Raw genomic sequence first — 17639 nt, 5'->3', positions numbered from 1 at the left:
GAGCTTTATCACTATTAATTATCAGTTTGACCGGGGCGGGCAGTTTGCCAATGTTACTGTTTACAACCAGCTGGGGCAACCGGTCGCGGAGCTGGCTAAGGGGGAGTCGCTGAGCACATCCGGGTTTCTCACCTGGGACGGTACCAGTGCATCGGGCAATAAAGTGCGCAGAGGCTACTATGTGGTGCTGTTTGAAGTGTATGATGGTCAGGGCCACCAGCAAGTACTGAAGGAGACCGTGGTAGTGGGGAGGTAGGCTTGACTAATATTAAAAATCCATTAGCTTTACTATGAGGGTATAGGTGAAGTATAGTGAACTATGCTCACTATATTCGGGGGGAACCTTTCACTTACTGCATGAATGAATATTACAGAACTGTCGGACTAACCATTGTCTGTTTTGTGGCAGGTTTTATGCTTTGGCCAGAATTTTTCGAACTTTCAATGAACGAGATTAAATCTTCTAGAATGATTCTGAACACTCATGGCTCAAGCCCATTGCGTTCCGGGGGAATTCTTTTTTCAATTGCGATTGGATTAATTCCATTACTACATTTCGGAGTAGTTAAGTTCGCGAATATCAGGACAACTCAACAAAAATTGATTTCATTAACCATTTTGTTATTCTGTGGATTAGGGGCCTGGCAAGTGAAATTACTGACAGTTATTTCAGGAACCTTCCGAACAAACTCCATTCTTGAATCCACAAGCTCAGACATTCATTTTGAATACCCAATCAACGAGGTTCAACCACAACTTTTTCTCACCATAGGTATCGCAATCGGAACAATGGCAAGTGCTGTAATTTTCAGAATAGCGAACCGCAAACTGAAGAATAACGAAAGGTAACATTGCATAGAGCCTGGATAGATCTTGTAATTGTTCCGTTTGATAAGAGTCTGGAAAATGAAAATTATAGCAATCAAATATTGAGAGACATTGTTGACCAAATCAAATAACTACATTTCCCTATCCGATACTCCCAGGCATAAAAAAAGGGGCAAGTTTAGCAACTTGCCCCTCAATAAGATCGATCCATAACTGGTTGGGATCGAATCTTGCGACCTGACTTGCGTCAGATCAAATCACCGCCTAAAATTTACTCGCCTTTGCGAAGTTATACCGTAAAAGTAACCAATTCACTGAGAATGAAAAGAGTGGATTCTTTTTTTCGGGAATATTCTCGTTTGAACGGGAATTATTAACTACTCAACAATCCTAATCGATTTTTAAAGCATCGTCTGCTTATTTTATTTACTTTGCATTACCCAGCAAATTAAAGTTATGGAATACCGACGGCCAGTTATTTTCCTACTGATCTTTCTTGCCATTATCCCATTCGCAAGTGCGGGTAAGCTTAAGCGCATAAAAAAGGCGATCCAAAAGGAAAAGTTTGAAAAGGCTGAGCGATTGGTTCATAAAATGCTGGAGAAGGACAGCATCAATCCCGGCGCTAAATATTTCTATTCGGTGATGTTTAGTGATACTGCCTACTACAGGTATGATATTGATTCAGCACGCGTATATATCAATGAAGCCTATGATGATTATCAGGCATCTCCTGTAGAAGATTTGAAAGACCTGAGAAAGGTTGACCTTACCAAGCTGGATTTTATTAAGCAAAAAGATTTTGTAGCTGATCTGGCATTTGCCAGAGCCAGGGACCAGATGACCGTCACTGCTTTTCAGGTTTTTTTAAACCGGTATCCTGATGCTTTAAGTGAGGTACGTGATAAAGCGATCACTTACAGAGACAGTCTCGCGTATGAGCTGGTAATGGAGAAAAACACCTGGGAAGCTTACAAAGATTACCTCGAAACTTACCCTGAGTCTGCCTACGTCGGGGCTGCAAAGGAAAGGTACCAGGTGTTGATCTTTGAGGATTATACAAAAGAGGGAGACCTGGATGGGTATATTCGTTTTTTGGATGATCACCCTGATACGCCTTTCAGGAAAGAAGCTGAGAAAATTATTTTTGAGCGTAGCACCATAGACCATTCCTGGGAATCATACAGGTACTTTATGGAGCGCTATCCGGACTCTCACCTATCAAAAAAAGCAGGGGATATACTTTACTACCGCTCGCTAAATGATCCTCAGCATTCCTGGGAGGATGTTGCCCGGTTTCATATAAAAGGGGACTCGCTCAGAGAAATGCATGAATTGAATCAGGAAATCCTCTTTCCGGTTTCTGAGGCGGGATTGTTTGGCTTTATGAATCTGTCCGGAACCGAAAGAGTTGCTATGAAATTTCAGCGCATCCCGGACCGGTACATGTGCGGCAGGATCAAGGATAGCTGGCTGGAGGTAGTCGAAAATGGCAAGACTCGCGCTATTGCCAGAAATGGGAGGTCAATTCTGGAAGGAGTAAGTGAGTTTACGGAAACAGGACCATCCACCATTTTGGTTAAAGGGGAAGGAGAAGGGCTCTATCATAAAGCAGGATATCTCCTCGTCACTGAGGCGGAGGAAGCTCAGGAATTAAGCAATGGATGGATATCTTTTGCTAAAGATGATCTTTGGGGCGTGGTAACTCCGGCGGGGTACCAGCTTATGTCACCTGAGCTCGATGCAGTGAGAACTGAGGGAGCTTTTTTTGTGGTAGAGAAGGACGGCCTTTTTGGAGTAACGAATGCAAATGAAATGATGCAGGAGGGATTTGCTCCGCAATTTTTATTTGATGACTATGAGGTGATCAATGACACCCTGTTTCAGGGATTCAGCGCGGACGAGGAATGCCTTATAAATGCTGATTTGCAATACCTTAGAAAACCTGGTAAAGAAGCCATTTATGTTTCAAACTCTTTTTGGTACCAGAAAGGAGACAAAGGGTATCAGATCTTTGATGTGGAAGATCAGGAGATATTAGGTCAGACGTTTGACTACCTGGAGGTGAATGAAGGCTGGCTTACCCTAAAGCGACCGGACGAATGGCTACTGATCAGCCGTAAACGGGGCGGCATTTTACCCCTTAACAAGCTGGACTCAGTGAAGCTTATCAATGATGACGCTGCTTATATCAAGCGGAGCGATTCACTACAGGTGGTTTTTCAGAATGGCCGGAGAGAGTGGGTACAGGAGGGAGAGCAGATCCGGCTTTTAACCTCAAACGAATATGAATACCTGCTTTTTAGTACGGTGGATCTTCAGCAGGTTTTTGATAATGAGGGCAAGCTGCTATTTGATACTAAAAATGAAAACCTGGTCCTGCTCTCAGATACATTGTTCCGGTTTAAGCGAAGAAGCAAGGTTGGGGTTCTTACCCACTCAGGGGAGGTGGTGATCAGTCCTAAGTATGATGTAATAGACCAGCAGGGCTCATTGCTCTTTTTGTTGGATGGAGATAAGATAGGGAGCTATGACCTGGAAAACAAGATTAAAATTCCAGTAGAATATGATGCCCGGATCACCAAAATCGGACCTTATTATCAGGTGCAGTCTGACGGTAAAGTGGGCATAGTGGATCAGGATCATGATGAGATACTCCCCCTGAAGTTCTCTGAGGTAAGGCAGTGGAATGACACGGCATTTTGGGCCAGGGAGTCTGAATCATGGCAGCTTATTACTAACAAGGGAAATGTACTGCTGGACAATGTGCTTTCACTCAGTGTGTGGCTGGAAAAACCTGACGAGACTTATGTGTTGATCCTGGAAAAAGAGGGGCATGGTCTGTTAAGTAATAAGCAGGGAAAAATACTCACTTCAGAATACAATGAGATCATCAATCTGGGTACCGCCGAACAGCCGGTAATCTTTGCAGAGCAGCACCTTAAGGCCGCTGCTTTTTATGTGGTCACCTATTTTAACATACAAGGAGGCGTGATCAGGTCGCAGGCTTTCAGGCCTGAAGACTACAACAATATCTATTGTGACCGGTAGTTCGATGCTTTTTTTAACTTCAGCGTAATGCTGAAAAAGCATTTATTTATTACCTTTTGATCATGACAAGAGAGCGATTTCTGGGATTGAGTATGAGTGAAAAAGCCAGGTGGTTGTATTTCAATGGTCAGCTGATTACTTCCATCAGGTATTATGGGTATAAAGTAAATTTATACCTCCTGGAAAAAGTCTACATCGAGGTATTTTATAATCACGCAAAAGACAATGTAGACCGGATTGAGCCTTTGGACGTAAACTCTAAGCGAATGAATTTTTACGCAGATCAGATCAAGTTACCCTCTAACCTGATCCAATAACTTTTGATGAAGGGTGAGTACCTGCGGGATCACCCGGGAGGATTGATCGTTATAAATAATATGGTTGGCCAGTTCAACTTTCTTTTCTTCTGGCCACTGCTTTTCAATGATCTTTTTGATGTCATCCAGGCTTCTGTGAGGATCTCTTTTTAAGACTCGCTCTATCCGGAGCTGTTCCGGGGCTGATACATGGATGACAGTATCCAGCTGTTTGTATGATCCGCTTTCGAAAAGTAGCGCTGCTTCCTTTAGTGTATATGAGGAGTTGTGGCCCTTTGTCCATTGAGTATAGTCGGCCGCCACTGCTGGATGCACCAGCCCATTGAGCTTCCTGAGCTTTTCAGGATCAGAAAAAGCTACTTTACTTAGTAACTTTCGGTTAAGCGCACCATCCACGTATGCGTTACCACCAAACAGTGCATTGATCTGATGGATGAGTTCTTCATCATGATTCATCAACCATTTGGCCCGGGAATCAGCATCGTATACCGGAACACCCAAAACGGCAAAAATCCGTGTGATTATGCTTTTACCGGCCCCTATACCTCCCGTTATACCTGCTTTGAAGGACTTACTGGTCATTGTCATTTGTGGAGACTTTGATATACTCCGGTATGACCTCTATGTCGAGCGTCTGTTCCGGGTAATAAACCAGGATAGCCAGAACGCTGGAATCTTTCGGGTTCAGCATCTTCAGATCTGCTGTCACAGCAAAGTCGTTCTGATCAAAATCGTCATCTTTGGACTCCGGGACTGTGTAAAAAATCTGGACGGATTCTTTGGACAGATAGAAAGATGAGTCCTCAGGGAAGTTTACAGGTTCTACCTTGATTTCTATACTATATCTTCCAAATTTCTCTACGTCAAAACGTACCCTGGCTTCATCAGGTTTAGCAGAAGCAAGTAAGGTTGGCAGGTTGATATCTACGGACCGGTTAAATGAGCTACTGATCCCATTGATCCCAAGGTCCAGGGTATACCGGGTACCTATAGTATCCATGAAGCTTTTCGGCCCTGTGATTGTGATGGTGTCAGGGTTGATCGATATTGGTGAGGTTATCCGGTGGTTTTCTTCCAGGGGAAGGTCCAATGAATCCAGGGTAAGAAGTACCTTTTTCGTTATTTCCGGTTCGATGTTAATGAAAACCGTATCCGTGACGAGGTAATTTATGGTGAGCTCACTGAGCTGATCCTCGATCATAGGAAGCAGGGATGAGCGTGTGTAAAATCCGATTTCCGTGGGGTTGTCTAACGGGATTCTAACGGGATTTACATTAAACCAAAAAGTTTTCCTCAGGAGGTTCCACCCACCGCTCGATACATCTATGACCAGTGATTTTGCCAGAGGCTCTACCACCACTACACTGTCCCGGTTAAATTCAAATTCGATCGGGTAGTTTATGCGAGCGTTGTAATCTTTATTGAGTGCATTAAAAAACCAAAAGGTAGTCGCTCCTATCAAAGAGAGTAAGACTACCTTCCAGTTGTTAAATGCTTTATACACTATATGTTATACTGTTTTTTATTTTGTATCTCCGGAAAGTTTTTTACTTGCCTCCAGGGAGATGGATGATTTCTCGACTACAAGTTTGTTCCCACGGTCTACATCCAGCGTCACTGTAGCATCATCTACAGAAACGATCTTCCCATGGATACCACCCATTGTCACGATCTGATCACCCTTCTTTATGGCACTAATAAACTTCTTCTGGTCTTTTTGTTTTTTCTGTTGTGGCCGGATAAAAAAGAAATAAAAGATGGCGATCATTCCGGCTAACATGATGAACTGAGTATACCCAGCTCCACCTCCGCTGCTTGCTTGCAGTAATAACGTTTTAATCATACTGATTTTAAAAGATTATGAAGGATTTTCTTCCTTCGTTACATTGGCTTTAATTCTTAGCCTGCTAATTTTAGGATAAGTATTTGCAGTGATTGTCACTGTTTTATTTTGGACACCTGGCTTGTTTTTACTGTTAAACCTTACCTGGATCTCACCCTCTTCACCTACAGCGATAGGCTCTTTAGGCCACTCAGGTACGGTACAGCCACAAGATGCAGTAGCTGAAGAGATGATCAACGGGGCATCTCCGGTGTTAGTAAACTTAAAGGTATGCTCTACAATCTCACCCTCTTTAATAGCACCGAAATCGTGAGACTCCTCAGCAAAAGCGAATGCAGGAATGGGACCTTCAGGTTTCACTTCAGGTTCAGGAGTAGCTTCCGGGCTGTTTGCACTGCTAACTGGTCTTACACCATTTTTTTCAGCTTTCAGCTCAGCTACCTGACCTTCAAGTGTAGCCACCCTTTTTTCAAGCTCTTTATTTGTGCAGCTAAATGCTAGTGCACTTATAGCCGCAAGTACGAACAAATTAATCGCGTTTCTTCTCATGGTTCTTATTTTTTTGACGAAAACACTGCAAATCTACTAATTAATAGGATTTTTGCGGTGATTTGAAATCTTAATGATTTGTTAACGGATAGGGCAAGCCAAGCAGATCTACTTTTTCTGTATCTGGTCAATCAGGCCATTTACATCATCAAGGAGCTTTTCTGCCTTCACTTTTGCATCTTTTACTATTTTTTCACCTTCTGATTTTGCTTCATTCTCTACCATATCCGCACCCTCCACCAGATCTTCGATCAGGTCTTCAAGCCTTTTTTTATACTTATCAAGTCTGAATGTAAGCCGGTCACGGGTATTTATCCCCTTATCAGGCGCAAAGAGAATACCCAAAACTCCCCCGGTAACTACACCAAAGAGAAAAGCAAAAAATGAACTTCCACGATTACTCATGATATCTTTAATTTTATTTATTGTCTATTAAGCCTCTGCCGCTTTTTCTTATAACACCTTCCGAAGTTAGTTCGTTTGCTATTACATCCAAAATGCCGTTGATAAATTGTTTGCTTTTTGGGGTACTGTACTGCTTGGATATCTCAATAAACTCATTGATTGTAACCTTAACAGGGATCCCGTGAAAAAGCATCATTTCGGACAGAGCCATTTTTAAAATAATACGATCCAGTATAGCCACGCGGCTGATGTCCCAGTTCTTTACTCTTTCGGTTATAAGACTGTCCAGGTCGCCGCTTTTCCGGATCGTATGATCGTAAAGGTCTTCAAAAAACTCCAGGTCCTCTTCGGGGTTTTTGCTTACTTCTTTCAGCTCAAAAGGAGGATCCAGCTCTGGCTCGTAATCTTTAATGGTTTTCACAACGAGGCTCTTTAAAATGGACTTGTTTTCTGACCAGTGCAGGTCCATCTCTGAGAGGGTCTCATTTATAGATTCATTTTTAAAAATAACCTTCTTAAAGAGGTGCAGCAGGATGCCTTTATGCTCATCTTCACCCGGAGCCTCACTAAACTGATATTTTTTCAACGTTTCATCTGCTTTCAATATTTCCTTATACCAGGTGCGCAGCGTATCAAGTTCATCGCTCCAGGAAATTTTCTGATCGATAACGGACTTGTTGAAAACCTCATTTTTGGTCAGGTCATCTATCACCGGGTTTTGGATGAAGTGCCATTTCCATGGGCTTTCACGGTTGATATGGGCCTTTTCCTTTTTCTCCTTTTCCAGTTTTTCCAGGTGACTTAGCTCTACCGGGATAAGCATCAGCTTCAGATACAGGCGATATATATCATCTATATCACTCAGCATAGCTTTTCTTATATGCTTTTCCTCCCCCCTAAGTTCGTCCTTGTAGTTGCTCAGCGAGCGATCTACGGCGTCCAGTACATCTTCATCAGCAGATTCTTCTCTTTTGAGTGATCCTGCAAGAAGCGACTCTTCAAAAAGCCTGGAGGCAAGTTTGCGCCGGGCCGTAAATTTATCTGCTTCGGAAAAATCATCCTTGGCAGGGTCAGGGTAAAATTGTTTCTCCAACCGCTCCCTTACTACATCCTTCAACGATTCCTGTGTCGTGAAATAGCTGTAAAGTGCCTGCATTGCTTTGACACGAAGAATCCTACGATTAAGCATTTCTAAGAACTATTTTTTTATTAATAAGCCAGTTTTACTTTACCAACATCATTTATTCGGTTCAAAGCTAACTGTAATGCAGCCTTGTGGGTTGTTGTATTATTGTTTTCTGCATAATTGAGCACTTCCAGGCATACCTCGTAGATACGCTCGGTTTGCTCATATACGCGTTCGCGGTTGTAATTACCCTGCTGTTCATAGTATACGTTCGTGATACCGCCGGAGTTGATCAAAAAATCAGGGGCATAAATGATCTCTCGTTCTTTGAGCAGGGCTGCGTGTGTATCTTCTTCATCCAGCTGGTTATTGGCAGCTCCAGCTACGATGGCACATTTTAGCTGTGGGATCGTGGTATCATTCAGAGTTGCTCCGAGCGCACACGGGGCGTAGATGTCCATATCCATGGAATAAAGGACATCCGAATCCACAATGGTCACATCAAACTTTTTCTTTACAGCGGCCAATTTATCTTCAAAAATGTCAGATACATATACCCTTGCGCCTTCTTTTACAAGGTGCTCTACCAGGTGGGTTCCCACATGACCAGTGCCCTGGACAACTATTTTTTTGCCTTTAAGCGTGTCTGAACCGTAAGCTTTTTTAGCGCTGGCTTTCATTCCAATGTAAACGCCGTAAGCTGTGACGGGGCTTGGGTCACCGGACCCGCCCATGCTTTCAGGAATACCTGTCACATAGGGGGTTTCCATGTGCACGTATTCCATGTCCCGGGCGCTCATATTTACATCCTCAGCTGTCCAGTATTTTCCGTTGAGGCTGTGAACAAACTTCCCGAAGCGACGCATCAGGGCTTCGGTTTTGATTTTTTTGGCATCTCCAATGATCACTGCTTTACCACCGCCTATGTTCAGGCCGGCAATGGCATTTTTAAACGTCATACCGCGGGAAAGCCGAAGAACATCTTTGATGGCTTCTTCCTCAGATTGATAATTCCACATTCGCGTTCCGCCCATTGCTGGTCCGAGTACGGTGTTGTGTATGGCAATGATTGCTTTTAGTCCTATTGATTCATCGTGGCAAAAGACCAATTGTTCGTGCTGGAGATCAGCCATCGAATGGAATATTCCAGTTTTAGTCACTTCGGGTTGAATGTCTATCATTGTTGTTGTTATTACCTAGTTTTGCTCTCCTCTTTTGGAGAGAGGCCCCTGGTTAAGGGGCTCAAAATTAGTCGTTTTTAAGTAAATAACCATTTGAGTTACTCTTCGTTTTATTGTTTGTGAAAGACTTAGCACACCTCAATAAATACTTCCTCAAGTATAAATGGCATTTGATTTTAGGTACGATTTTCATAATCATATCTAATTTCTTTGGCATTGTGCCTGCAGTTATTGTAAGATATTCTTTTGATCTGCTGCAGCGCAGTTATGATATTTTTAAAGCATTTTCCGGATTTGAGCTTCAGTCTGAGACCTATGAGGTCTTTGCTTCGAGTATTTTTATCCTGGGAGTGCTCATTTTGATCTCGGCTTTGCTGAAAGGGGTCTTTATGTTTTTCATGCGACAAACGATCATTGTGATGTCTCGAAGGGTGGAGTATGATCTGAAGAATGAAGTATATGACCACTACCAGACCCTTCCGTTAAGCTTTTACAGGAGAAATAATACCGGTGATCTGATGGCCAGGATCTCAGAGGACGTGAGTAAGGTGAGGATGTACGTAGGTCCGGCAATCATGTACGGGATCAATATGTTCACTCTACTAGTGATGGTTATTCCGTTTATGTACTCCATCAACCCACGACTGACGCTGTGGTCGCTTATTCCCCTGCCACTGCTTTCATTGAGTATTTATTTTGTCAACAATATCATCAATAAGCGCGCGGAGGAGATCCAGCAAAGTCTTTCAGGGCTCTCCACCTTTGTTCAGGAGGCATTTTCAGGGATACGGGTGATCAAGTCTTTTGTCCGGGAAGAAGACATATACAACGAATTTAACACCGCCAGTGTGGACTATAAAAACAAGTCGCTTAAGCTGGCTTTTGTACAGGCGTTGTTTTTCCCATTGATTATGGGCCTCATCGGACTTAGTGTGATCCTGACCGTTTACATCGGGTCTGTAGAAGTTTTTGAGGGAGCGATCAGTACTGGTAACATCGCGGAGTTTATCATCTATGTCAACATGCTTACCTGGCCGGTTACTTCTCTGGGGTGGATCACCAGCATTATTCAGCGGGCAGCTGCTTCTCAGAAAAGGATTAATGAGTTTTTACAAACCAAAAATGAGATTGTTTCCACTGAAAACATTGAGAAATCGATTGAGGGTAAGATTACCTTCGATAAGGTTTCGTTTGTCTATCCCGACTCAGGAATTCAGGCACTGAAGGATGTGAGCTTTGAAGTGAATCCCGGCGAGTCCATTGCCATTATAGGTACTACCGGATCTGGTAAATCTACCATTGCCAACCTGATCTGTCGTATGTACAATGTAGCTGATGGCCAGGTCAGGATAGATGATATTAGTATTGAAAAATATGCGCTGGGAACGGTGAGGAGCCAGATTGGCTATGTGCCGCAGGATGTGTTTCTGTTCTCGGATACCATTGCCGGGAATATTGCGTTTGGAAAAGATAATATGTCTTTTGAGGACATCAAGAAAGCTGCTGCCGATGCAGATCTGCTGGAGAATATCGATCGTTTTCCAAATGGTTTTGAGACAAGGGTTGGAGAACGAGGCATTACGCTTTCCGGAGGACAGAAACAGCGGGTGTCCATAGCACGGGCTATCGCACGTGAGCCCAAGATCCTGATCCTGGATGACGCGCTTTCGGCGGTAGATACCAAGACAGAAAATGCCATACTCAATGCGATGACCCGGATCATGAAAGGAAGAACATCTGTCATTATTTCACACCGGGTATCCTCAGCTAAGCTTGCTGATAAGGTGATCATGCTCGATGACGGCTATGTGCTGCAGAGTGGCACCCATGATGAGCTACTCAGGAAAGGTGGAGCTTACAAAGACCTTCATGATAAGCAGCTCCAGGGTGAGGCTGAGGAGGAAAACCTCAGAACGGTTTAAACTATTCCTCAATCCACCACTCCACAGAGCGGGAGTTATCCGGGTATATTAATGTAAAAGTGAAATTCACCAGCTGGTTACCTGCGGAATCGGCTTTTTCCAGAATCATAGACTCTATGGTACCAGGGCGAGGCATAACCAGCGGATGCATGCTGAGATACACGGCATAGCGTTCTCTAGGGTCAAATTCTCTGACCTCAAAATCACTGGGGATCTCAGCCATTTCTTCTTCTACTGAAACACCCAGAAATCGGCCTGCTTCCATATTATCCACCGTGTCATTGAGATACAAGACTTCAGTGAGCACTCCGTTGATACTCCCCTCTTCTATAAGTTGCCGACAATAAACTCCATGATCATAATAGGCATCATTTTCCGGGCTTTCAAAGAACTTGCCAAAAACGGTTCTCTGAACACTGGGTACTTTATATACTCTGACTTCCTGAAAACCTCCCAGGAAATAATAGGTACAGCCGATTATTATGGCCAGAAAAATGACGATAAGGCTAAGGTAGATTGCCTTGGCAGCTTTTACATTCATGATGTTATTACCTCCTTGTATTGCATTTGATGGAGCTGTGCATAGTGACCATCCAGCTCAAGCAGCGAGTCATGGTTGCCACTTTCTACAATCTCTCCCTTGTCCAAAACTAATATTTTGTTTGCATTTTGGATAGTAGAAAGCCTGTGTGCGATCACTATCGAGGTTCGGCCTTTCATGAGCTTTTGAATGGCCTGTTGTATCAGCTCCTCGGTTTCAGTATCTACTGAAGAGGTAGCTTCATCCAGTACAATGATTTTCGGATCGTATACCATAGCCCGTACGAAAGAAATAAGCTGGCGTTGACCCACTGAAAGTGTGGCTCCACGCTCCATTACATTGTAGTCAAATCCACCCGGCAGGCGCTCAATGAATGACCGTGCCCCTACCAACCTGGCTGCTTCTATGACTTTGTCTCTGCTCACAGCCGGGTTTCGGAGGGTTATGTTATTGTAGATGGTATCTGAAAAAAGAAACACATCCTGAAGGACTACTGCTATGTGTTTTCGGAGGTTGTCCAGATCATATTCTTTTATGCTAACCCCATCCACCGTAATGGTGCCTTTTCTGATATCATAAAATCTGCTGAGCAGATTGATCACCGAGGACTTTCCTGCTCCGGTAGCTCCTACCAGGGCCAGGGATTCGCCTCTTTTCACCTCGAAGTTTATGTCTTTCAGAACCCAGTCCTCATCATTGTAGGCGAACCATACTTTGTCAAATTTGACATCTCCTTCTATGGTTTCAGGTTTGTGCTCGCCATTATCAGGTATATGTTCTTTGCTGTCCATCAGGTTCAGGATTCTGTTTGACGAAACAATGCCCATCTGCAGGGTATTGAACCGGTCGGCGATCATTCGGATGGGACGGAAAAACATCTGAATGTACATGATAAAAGCGATCAGCATACCCAGTTGGATCTCGGACCGGATTACGTCCCCTGCGCCATACCACACTACCAGACCTATACCGCCTGCCTGGATTATTTCAGCTACAGGGAAATATGTAGCGTAATAAAGCACTGAGCGAATGTTTGCCCGACGGTGTTCTCTGTTGATTTCGCGAAATTTTTCACCCTCACGCTTTTCCGCATTGAAGATCTGCACGATATTCATCCCGGTGATGTGCTCCTGCACAAAGGAATTGAGATTTGATACCGCTGTTCTTACTTCATTGAAGGAAACTTTGACCTTTTCCTTAAAAATGTAGGTAGCCAAAAGGAGGACCGGCAGCAAGGCAAGGCTCACCAGAGTTAGCTTCCAGTTCATTGCAAACATAAACACCAGGATAACTACCAGCTGCAATACATCAGCAATAATCCCGGCTATGCCTGTGCTGAATACTTCAGATAGTGTTTCTATATCTGATATGTTTCTGGTTACGAGCCGACCGATTGGGGTTTTGTCAAAAAACTGCAGCCTGAGGTTTTGTATGTGTCGAAACAGTTTTATTCGGATGTCTTTGATGATAAACTGCCCCAGCCAGCTGGATAAATAGGTGTGGAAATACTGAACAATTGCCTGTGCCACTAACAGTACCAGAAGGACAATGATCCAGAAAACCAGTCCTTTGTAATCTCCAAACGCCACATCATTGTCTATGGTGTGTTGAATGATCTTGGGTCGGACCGGCACCAGAAGCGCCAGAGCTATCGTCAGAAAAGTGACCAGATAAAACTGCTTCATGTAAGGCTTCGCAAAGACAAAAAGCCTCTTCAGCACTGTCAGGTCAACTATATTTCCACTTACTTTTTCTTTTTCCAATATTCTGTTATTCAAAAATGGTATTCGGGTAGTTTACCTCCGTGAGGTAAAGACCTTCAGGAGGAACAGATCTGCCGGCAGCAGAACGATCACCGCTTTCTAATATAGCTGTAAGTTCTTTTTCAGAGAGTCTTTTCAGGCCCATCTCCAGGAGAGTACCTACCATTGCGCGTACCATGCCTCTCAAAAACCTATTGGCCTTTACGGAAAACACGTGCTGACCGTTCGATTCTTTCCAGTCAATGTCGTAAATCTCACAATCAAAATGATTTACATCCGTATGAACCTTACTGAAAGCCTGAAAGTTTTTCCAGTTTTTTAAAACGTTGATTCCTTTAAAAATTTCTTCCGGATCCAGCGTTTGCGGATAGAAATAGGACAGACCTTCCAGAAAGGGATCTTTCTTCTGATGAATGAGGTAGTGATATTTTCTACTGACAGCATCAAAGCGTGCATGCGCTTCATCCGGCACCTTATGGATGGCATTGATGCTCACCTCTTTAGGCAAGATGGCGTTTAGGCGGTGCTGAAACTTTGGGAGTGCCATTTTAACTTCTGCATCAAAATGAGCGATCTGCTGCCGGGCATGTACACCGGTATCCGTTCGTCCGCTCCCCACGCATTCGGTTTTCACCTGCAGGATGGTACTGAGAGCATGGTTTATTTCTGCCTGTACGGTATGCGCATTGGGTTGGGTCTGCCAGCCGTGAAAAGCTGTGCCTCTATAAGATATGTCCAGAAAAAATCTCACCGACGCAAAATAAATGCATTCCGGAAAGCCAAATGAGTGTTAGCGGAAGAAACTTTGCCGTGAAAATGGGCAGGATGTGGAAAAAAGGAAAAATAAACCAAAAACGATTGCCAATGTGGAGGGGGATGGGCAATTTTGCCAAAAATAGCTGATTATGATCCAACGTATCCAAACCGTATTTCTCTTTCTTGCTGCCTGTGTGATGATTGCTTTTCTCTTTTTGCCTATATGGGGAAAGGTAGATCTTGAAGCCAGGGAGGTGATTAATCTCAATGCTTTCCAATTGGTTTATACCCAGGAGAATACAGCAGGAGAAGAAGTAATAGTTTCGATAAAAGATACCTACTGGATCTCAGTGGTCGCCGTTTTGGCAGCAGCTGTGGCGCTTTTTTCCATTTTCCAATACAAAAACCGTCTGCGCCAGATCCAGCTGGGGGCGCTCAATGCATTGCTGATGGGTGGCACTATAGGATTGAGCTACTATTACTCTACCCTGGGTGAAAAGATGATGCCTACTGAGTATCCGGGTGAATACAAGATTGGTTTTTACATCATCATAGCTGCTTTGCTATTTAATATGCTGGCCAACCGCTTTATCCGGAAGGATGAAAAATTGGTGCGCAGTGCGGATCGGATTAGGTAGATTCATCTCACCAACTGATTTCTCTTTCTTGAATTGAGGGATCTTTTTACTTACTGAGATTAGTATTACCTTTAAAAGTCTATGAATATTCTAATCAAAATATGAATCTCTGGACCCTGAAGCTAAGAAACAGGCTGAAGTTTTCATGGATTTCCTTTTGGCTAAGCAGAAGATAAAACCGCCTTTTGACCTTGCTAAATGGAAAAAAAAGATCAGTGATATTCCCCAGTGGTCAGATGAGGATTTAGCTTGTTTTGAAGAAAAATAGAGAGCATTTTAATAATTGGCCAACTTACAAATGGTGATAGATACAGGTATTTTTATTGGAGCAACAGCTCTAGTGCATCAGTTTCCTGTGATAACATTAAATAGAAAGCACTTTGAACGTATAGATGGACTGAAGTTTGTTTAGGCCAATCCGTTGATTTTTAAATGGATACAAAAGAGCGAGTAATTATTTCATCACTGACATTATGTTTGCTGACAACTTGTCATATTTTCTTGTCTGGAATAATATTTGAGTTCTGGCATTCGATTGAGATTTTAAACTGAACGAACGATATGCAAGAAAAAGGGACTATTTCCATTCATACCGAGAATATTTTTCCGATCATCAAGAAATTTCTCTACTCGGATCATGAAATATTCTTAAGGGAGTTGGTATCCAATGCAGTAGATGCTACCCAGAAGATCAAAAGGCTGGCTTCACTAGGTGAATACAAAGGTGAGCTGGGAGACCTGAGCATCGATATAAGCTTTGACAAAAAGAAAAAAACGATAACGGTATCCGACAAGGGTATCGGTATGACTGCTGATGAAATCAAAAAGTATATCAACCAGATTGCTTTCTCAGGAGCTTCTGAATTTGTTGAAAAATACAAGGATAAAGCAGACGAGCAGCAGATCATTGGTCATTTTGGGCTTGGGTTCTACTCAGCATTTATGGTAGCCAAAAAAGTAGAGATCCATACCTTGTCACGAGAGGAAGGCGCTGAGCCAGCCCACTGGACCTGTGACGGGGAGACCGAGTTTGAGATAAAGCCCGGTAAGAAAAAGGAACGAGGAACGGATATCATCCTCCACATTGCAGATGACTCAGAAGAATTCCTGGACCAAAACAGGCTACAGGGTATTCTGGACAAATACTCCAAATTCCTCCCGGTACCGATCCGCTTTGGACAGAAAGAAGAAAGTGTAGAAGATGGTGAGGACAAAGACGGCAAGAAGAAATACAAGACGGTAAAAGTTGACAACATCATCAACAATACCGATCCGCTTTGGACCAGGTCACCGGCAGACCTGAAGGATGAAGACTACCTGGCCTTTTACAAAGAGCTTTATCCGTTTTCGGATGATCCGCTTTTCTGGATCCACCTCAACGTGGATTATCCGTTTAACCTGACAGGTATTCTTTACTTCCCCAAGCTGAAGAAAAACTTTGAGTTCCAGAAGAATAAGATTCAGCTTTATTCTCGTCAGGTTTTTATTACAGATGAGGTAAAAGATATTGTGCCTGACTTTCTGCAACTGCTACACGGAGTGATAGACTCTCCGGACATTCCGCTGAACGTTTCCCGAAGCTACCTGCAGTCAGACAGCAACGTGAAGAAGATCAATGGATACATCACCAAAAAAGTAGCTGATAAGCTGGGCGAACTCTACAAAAATGATCGCAAATCTTATGAGTCCAAGTGGAGTGATATTGGCGTTTTTGTGAAGTACGGACTGATCTCAGAAGAGAAGTTTGAAGAAAAGGCCAAAGACTTTGTGTTGGTTAAAAACCTGGAAGGCAAATTCTTCAACATTGATGAGTATAAGAAACACGTGGAGGCAAACCAGACAAACAAGGATAAGAATGTGGTTTTTCTTTACACCAATGATGAGGAAAAACAGTACAGCTATATCGAGACAGCTAAAAAACGAAGCTATGATGTGCTGTTACTGGATGGACCGATAGATAGCCACTTTATCAGTCATGTAGAGCAAAAGTATGAGAATGTTACACTAAAGCGGGTGGACTCTGATACCATTGACAAGCTCATCGACAAGGACGAGAAGAAGGAATCAGTCCTTTCAGATAAAGAAAAAGAGCAGGTGACTGAGCTGTTTAAAAAGGCAATCAACGATGAAAAAAACACGGTGGCTGTGGAGCCAATGGCTACAGACGATATGCCGGTTACCATTACACTGCCTGAGTTCATTCGCAGAATGAAAGACATGCAGGAGCAAGGTGGAGGCGGGCCGATGATGTTTGGCGAAATGCCGCTCAATCTGTCAGTATCCGTAAATGCTAACCATGTGTATACCAAGAAAATACTTGAAGCAGAAAAAGAAGAAGACAAAGTGGCACTTGCCAAGCAGGCATATGACTGGGCACTGCTTTCCCAGGGTATGCTCACAGGTAAGGACCTGACCTCCTTTATCAACAGGAGCGTGGATATCGCATCTAAATAAATAGCTGTATAACACTTCTGTTTACCACGAAGTGAACCTCGGGTTTTAAAAAGCACAGGCAGCATGTCTGTGCTTTTATATTTTTTGCCTGCTTGCCAGGGTTATAGTATTTCCCTGCAGAGATCTTCTGCAAGCCATCCTTTTCCACGTACAAAATACGCTTACTTTTATCAGCAGGGTATAATTGTAAATATTCATCAGGATTACTGCCAAACAATATTTTGTTTCACCAGGTAAATTGATGGGTTTGCATAAAGCGGATCAA

At 43.2% G+C, this 17639-nt stretch carries 17 protein-coding genes; 7 read left to right on the top strand and 10 right to left on the bottom strand.

Going from position 1 to position 17639, the window contains the following annotated elements; all coding sequences use genetic code 11:
* The first annotated feature begins 7 nt into the window (after window positions 1-7).
* The 4 genes from AC3E9V_RS24915 to AC3E9V_RS24900 all read left to right on the top strand — a co-directional run bounded on the left by AC3E9V_RS24915 (window position 8) and on the right by AC3E9V_RS24900 (window position 4196).
* Window positions 8-256: a FlgD immunoglobulin-like domain containing protein gene (locus AC3E9V_RS24915; protein WP_488753684.1), complete on the top strand. Its 249-nt coding sequence runs from the start codon at window positions 8-10 to the stop codon at window positions 254-256.
* A gap of 101 nt (window positions 257-357) precedes the next feature.
* Complete coding sequence (locus tag AC3E9V_RS24910; protein ID WP_488750886.1) at window positions 358-849, top strand: hypothetical protein; 492 nt, start codon at window positions 358-360, stop codon at window positions 847-849.
* Between the two features lie 435 nt (window positions 850-1284).
* Window positions 1285-3879 (top strand): outer membrane protein assembly factor BamD, encoded by a 2595-nt coding sequence (locus tag AC3E9V_RS24905; RefSeq protein WP_488750885.1) that lies wholly within the window; start codon window positions 1285-1287, stop codon window positions 3877-3879.
* Window positions 3880-3941: 62 nt separating this feature from the next.
* Window positions 3942-4196 (top strand): hypothetical protein, encoded by a 255-nt coding sequence (locus tag AC3E9V_RS24900; RefSeq protein ID WP_488750884.1) that lies wholly within the window; start codon window positions 3942-3944, stop codon window positions 4194-4196.
* On the opposite strand, the gene coaE is transcribed toward AC3E9V_RS24900, so the two are convergent.
* The 7 genes from coaE to AC3E9V_RS24865 form a co-directional block, all read right to left on the bottom strand.
* Window positions 4173-4778, bottom strand: a complete 606-nt coding sequence (gene coaE / locus AC3E9V_RS24895) for a dephospho-CoA kinase (RefSeq protein WP_488750883.1) — start codon at window positions 4776-4778, stop codon at window positions 4173-4175. The genes AC3E9V_RS24900 and coaE overlap by 24 nt on opposite strands.
* A complete protein-coding gene (locus AC3E9V_RS24890; RefSeq protein WP_488750882.1) occupies window positions 4768-5700 on the bottom strand; it encodes a YbbR-like domain-containing protein in 933 nt (310 codons plus the stop codon). The genes coaE and AC3E9V_RS24890 overlap by 11 nt, the downstream gene beginning before the upstream one ends.
* A gap of 18 nt (window positions 5701-5718) precedes the next feature.
* Window positions 5719-6039 (bottom strand): preprotein translocase subunit YajC, encoded by a 321-nt coding sequence (yajC, locus tag AC3E9V_RS24885; protein ID WP_488750881.1) that lies wholly within the window; start codon window positions 6037-6039, stop codon window positions 5719-5721.
* Between the two features lie 15 nt (window positions 6040-6054).
* Window positions 6055-6588 (bottom strand): DUF1573 domain-containing protein, encoded by a 534-nt coding sequence (locus AC3E9V_RS24880; protein WP_488750880.1) that lies wholly within the window; start codon window positions 6586-6588, stop codon window positions 6055-6057.
* 108 nt (window positions 6589-6696) lie between these two features.
* Entirely contained in the window at window positions 6697-6993 is a 297-nt protein-coding gene (locus AC3E9V_RS24875) for a YtxH domain-containing protein (protein ID WP_488750879.1), read from the bottom strand.
* A 13-nt stretch (window positions 6994-7006) separates the two neighbouring features.
* Window positions 7007-8182 (bottom strand): transcription antitermination factor NusB, encoded by a 1176-nt coding sequence (nusB, locus tag AC3E9V_RS24870; RefSeq protein ID WP_488750878.1) that lies wholly within the window; start codon window positions 8180-8182, stop codon window positions 7007-7009.
* 20 nt (window positions 8183-8202) lie between these two features.
* A complete protein-coding gene (locus AC3E9V_RS24865; RefSeq protein ID WP_488750877.1) occupies window positions 8203-9300 on the bottom strand; it encodes a Glu/Leu/Phe/Val dehydrogenase dimerization domain-containing protein in 1098 nt (365 codons plus the stop codon).
* Between the two features lie 119 nt (window positions 9301-9419).
* Here AC3E9V_RS24865 and AC3E9V_RS24860 point away from each other — a divergent pair, with 119 nt between their 5' ends.
* A complete protein-coding gene (locus AC3E9V_RS24860) occupies window positions 9420-11222 on the top strand; it encodes an ABC transporter ATP-binding protein (RefSeq protein ID WP_488750876.1) in 1803 nt (600 codons plus the stop codon).
* Between the two features lies 1 nt (window position 11223).
* Here the strand turns inward: AC3E9V_RS24860 and AC3E9V_RS24855 are convergent, their stop codons facing one another.
* From AC3E9V_RS24855 to truA, 3 genes are read right to left on the bottom strand one after another with little or no spacing between them, the layout of a single operon-like run.
* Window positions 11224-11763, bottom strand: a complete 540-nt coding sequence (locus tag AC3E9V_RS24855; RefSeq protein WP_488750875.1) for a hypothetical protein — start codon at window positions 11761-11763, stop codon at window positions 11224-11226.
* Entirely contained in the window at window positions 11760-13541 is a 1782-nt protein-coding gene (locus AC3E9V_RS24850; RefSeq protein WP_488750874.1) for an ABC transporter ATP-binding protein, read from the bottom strand. Before AC3E9V_RS24850 ends, AC3E9V_RS24855 begins: the two co-directional genes overlap by 4 nt.
* Window positions 13534-14277, bottom strand: coding sequence for a tRNA pseudouridine(38-40) synthase TruA (gene truA / locus AC3E9V_RS24845; RefSeq protein ID WP_488750873.1), 744 nt, complete (start codon window positions 14275-14277; stop codon window positions 13534-13536). Before truA ends, AC3E9V_RS24850 begins: the two co-directional genes overlap by 8 nt.
* A gap of 154 nt (window positions 14278-14431) precedes the next feature.
* Between truA and AC3E9V_RS24840 the strand changes: the two genes are divergently transcribed.
* Entirely contained in the window at window positions 14432-14920 is a 489-nt protein-coding gene (locus AC3E9V_RS24840; RefSeq protein WP_488750872.1) for a DUF4293 domain-containing protein, read from the top strand.
* A gap of 561 nt (window positions 14921-15481) precedes the next feature.
* The gene (gene htpG / locus AC3E9V_RS24835; RefSeq protein WP_488750871.1) at window positions 15482-17374 is read left to right on the top strand and encodes a molecular chaperone HtpG; all 1893 of its coding nucleotides are present in this window, start codon (window positions 15482-15484) and stop codon (window positions 17372-17374) included.
* Window positions 17375-17639: the final 265 nt, after the last annotated feature.

This window comes from Marinoscillum sp. HNIBRBA16962, from assembly GCF_057801515.1.
The sequence above is the reverse complement of the archived record's forward strand: the minus strand, read 5'-3'. Positions and strand labels throughout refer to the sequence as shown.

Excerpts from the sequence above, each read along its gene's own strand:
- AC3E9V_RS24910 (WP_488750886.1), top strand. The coding sequence starts at position 358 with ATGAATGAATATTACAGAACTGTCGGACTAACCATTGTCTGTTTTGTG.
- AC3E9V_RS24905 (WP_488750885.1), top strand. The coding sequence starts at position 1,285 with ATGGAATACCGACGGCCAGTTATTTTCCTACTGATCTTTCTTGCCATT.
- AC3E9V_RS24900 (WP_488750884.1), top strand. The coding sequence starts at position 3,942 with ATGACAAGAGAGCGATTTCTGGGATTGAGTATGAGTGAAAAAGCCAGG.
- coaE (WP_488750883.1), bottom strand. The coding sequence starts at position 4,778 with ATGACCAGTAAGTCCTTCAAAGCAGGTATAACGGGAGGTATAGGGGCC.
- yajC (WP_488750881.1), bottom strand. The coding sequence starts at position 6,039 with ATGATTAAAACGTTATTACTGCAAGCAAGCAGCGGAGGTGGAGCTGGG.
- AC3E9V_RS24880 (WP_488750880.1), bottom strand. The coding sequence starts at position 6,588 with ATGAGAAGAAACGCGATTAATTTGTTCGTACTTGCGGCTATAAGTGCA.
- AC3E9V_RS24875 (WP_488750879.1), bottom strand. The coding sequence starts at position 6,993 with ATGAGTAATCGTGGAAGTTCATTTTTTGCTTTTCTCTTTGGTGTAGTT.
- nusB (WP_488750878.1), bottom strand. The coding sequence starts at position 8,182 with ATGCTTAATCGTAGGATTCTTCGTGTCAAAGCAATGCAGGCACTTTAC.
- AC3E9V_RS24865 (WP_488750877.1), bottom strand. The coding sequence starts at position 9,300 with ATGATAGACATTCAACCCGAAGTGACTAAAACTGGAATATTCCATTCG.
- AC3E9V_RS24855 (WP_488750875.1), bottom strand. The coding sequence starts at position 11,763 with ATGAATGTAAAAGCTGCCAAGGCAATCTACCTTAGCCTTATCGTCATT.
- AC3E9V_RS24840 (WP_488750872.1), top strand. The coding sequence starts at position 14,432 with ATGATCCAACGTATCCAAACCGTATTTCTCTTTCTTGCTGCCTGTGTG.
- htpG (WP_488750871.1), top strand. The coding sequence starts at position 15,482 with ATGCAAGAAAAAGGGACTATTTCCATTCATACCGAGAATATTTTTCCG.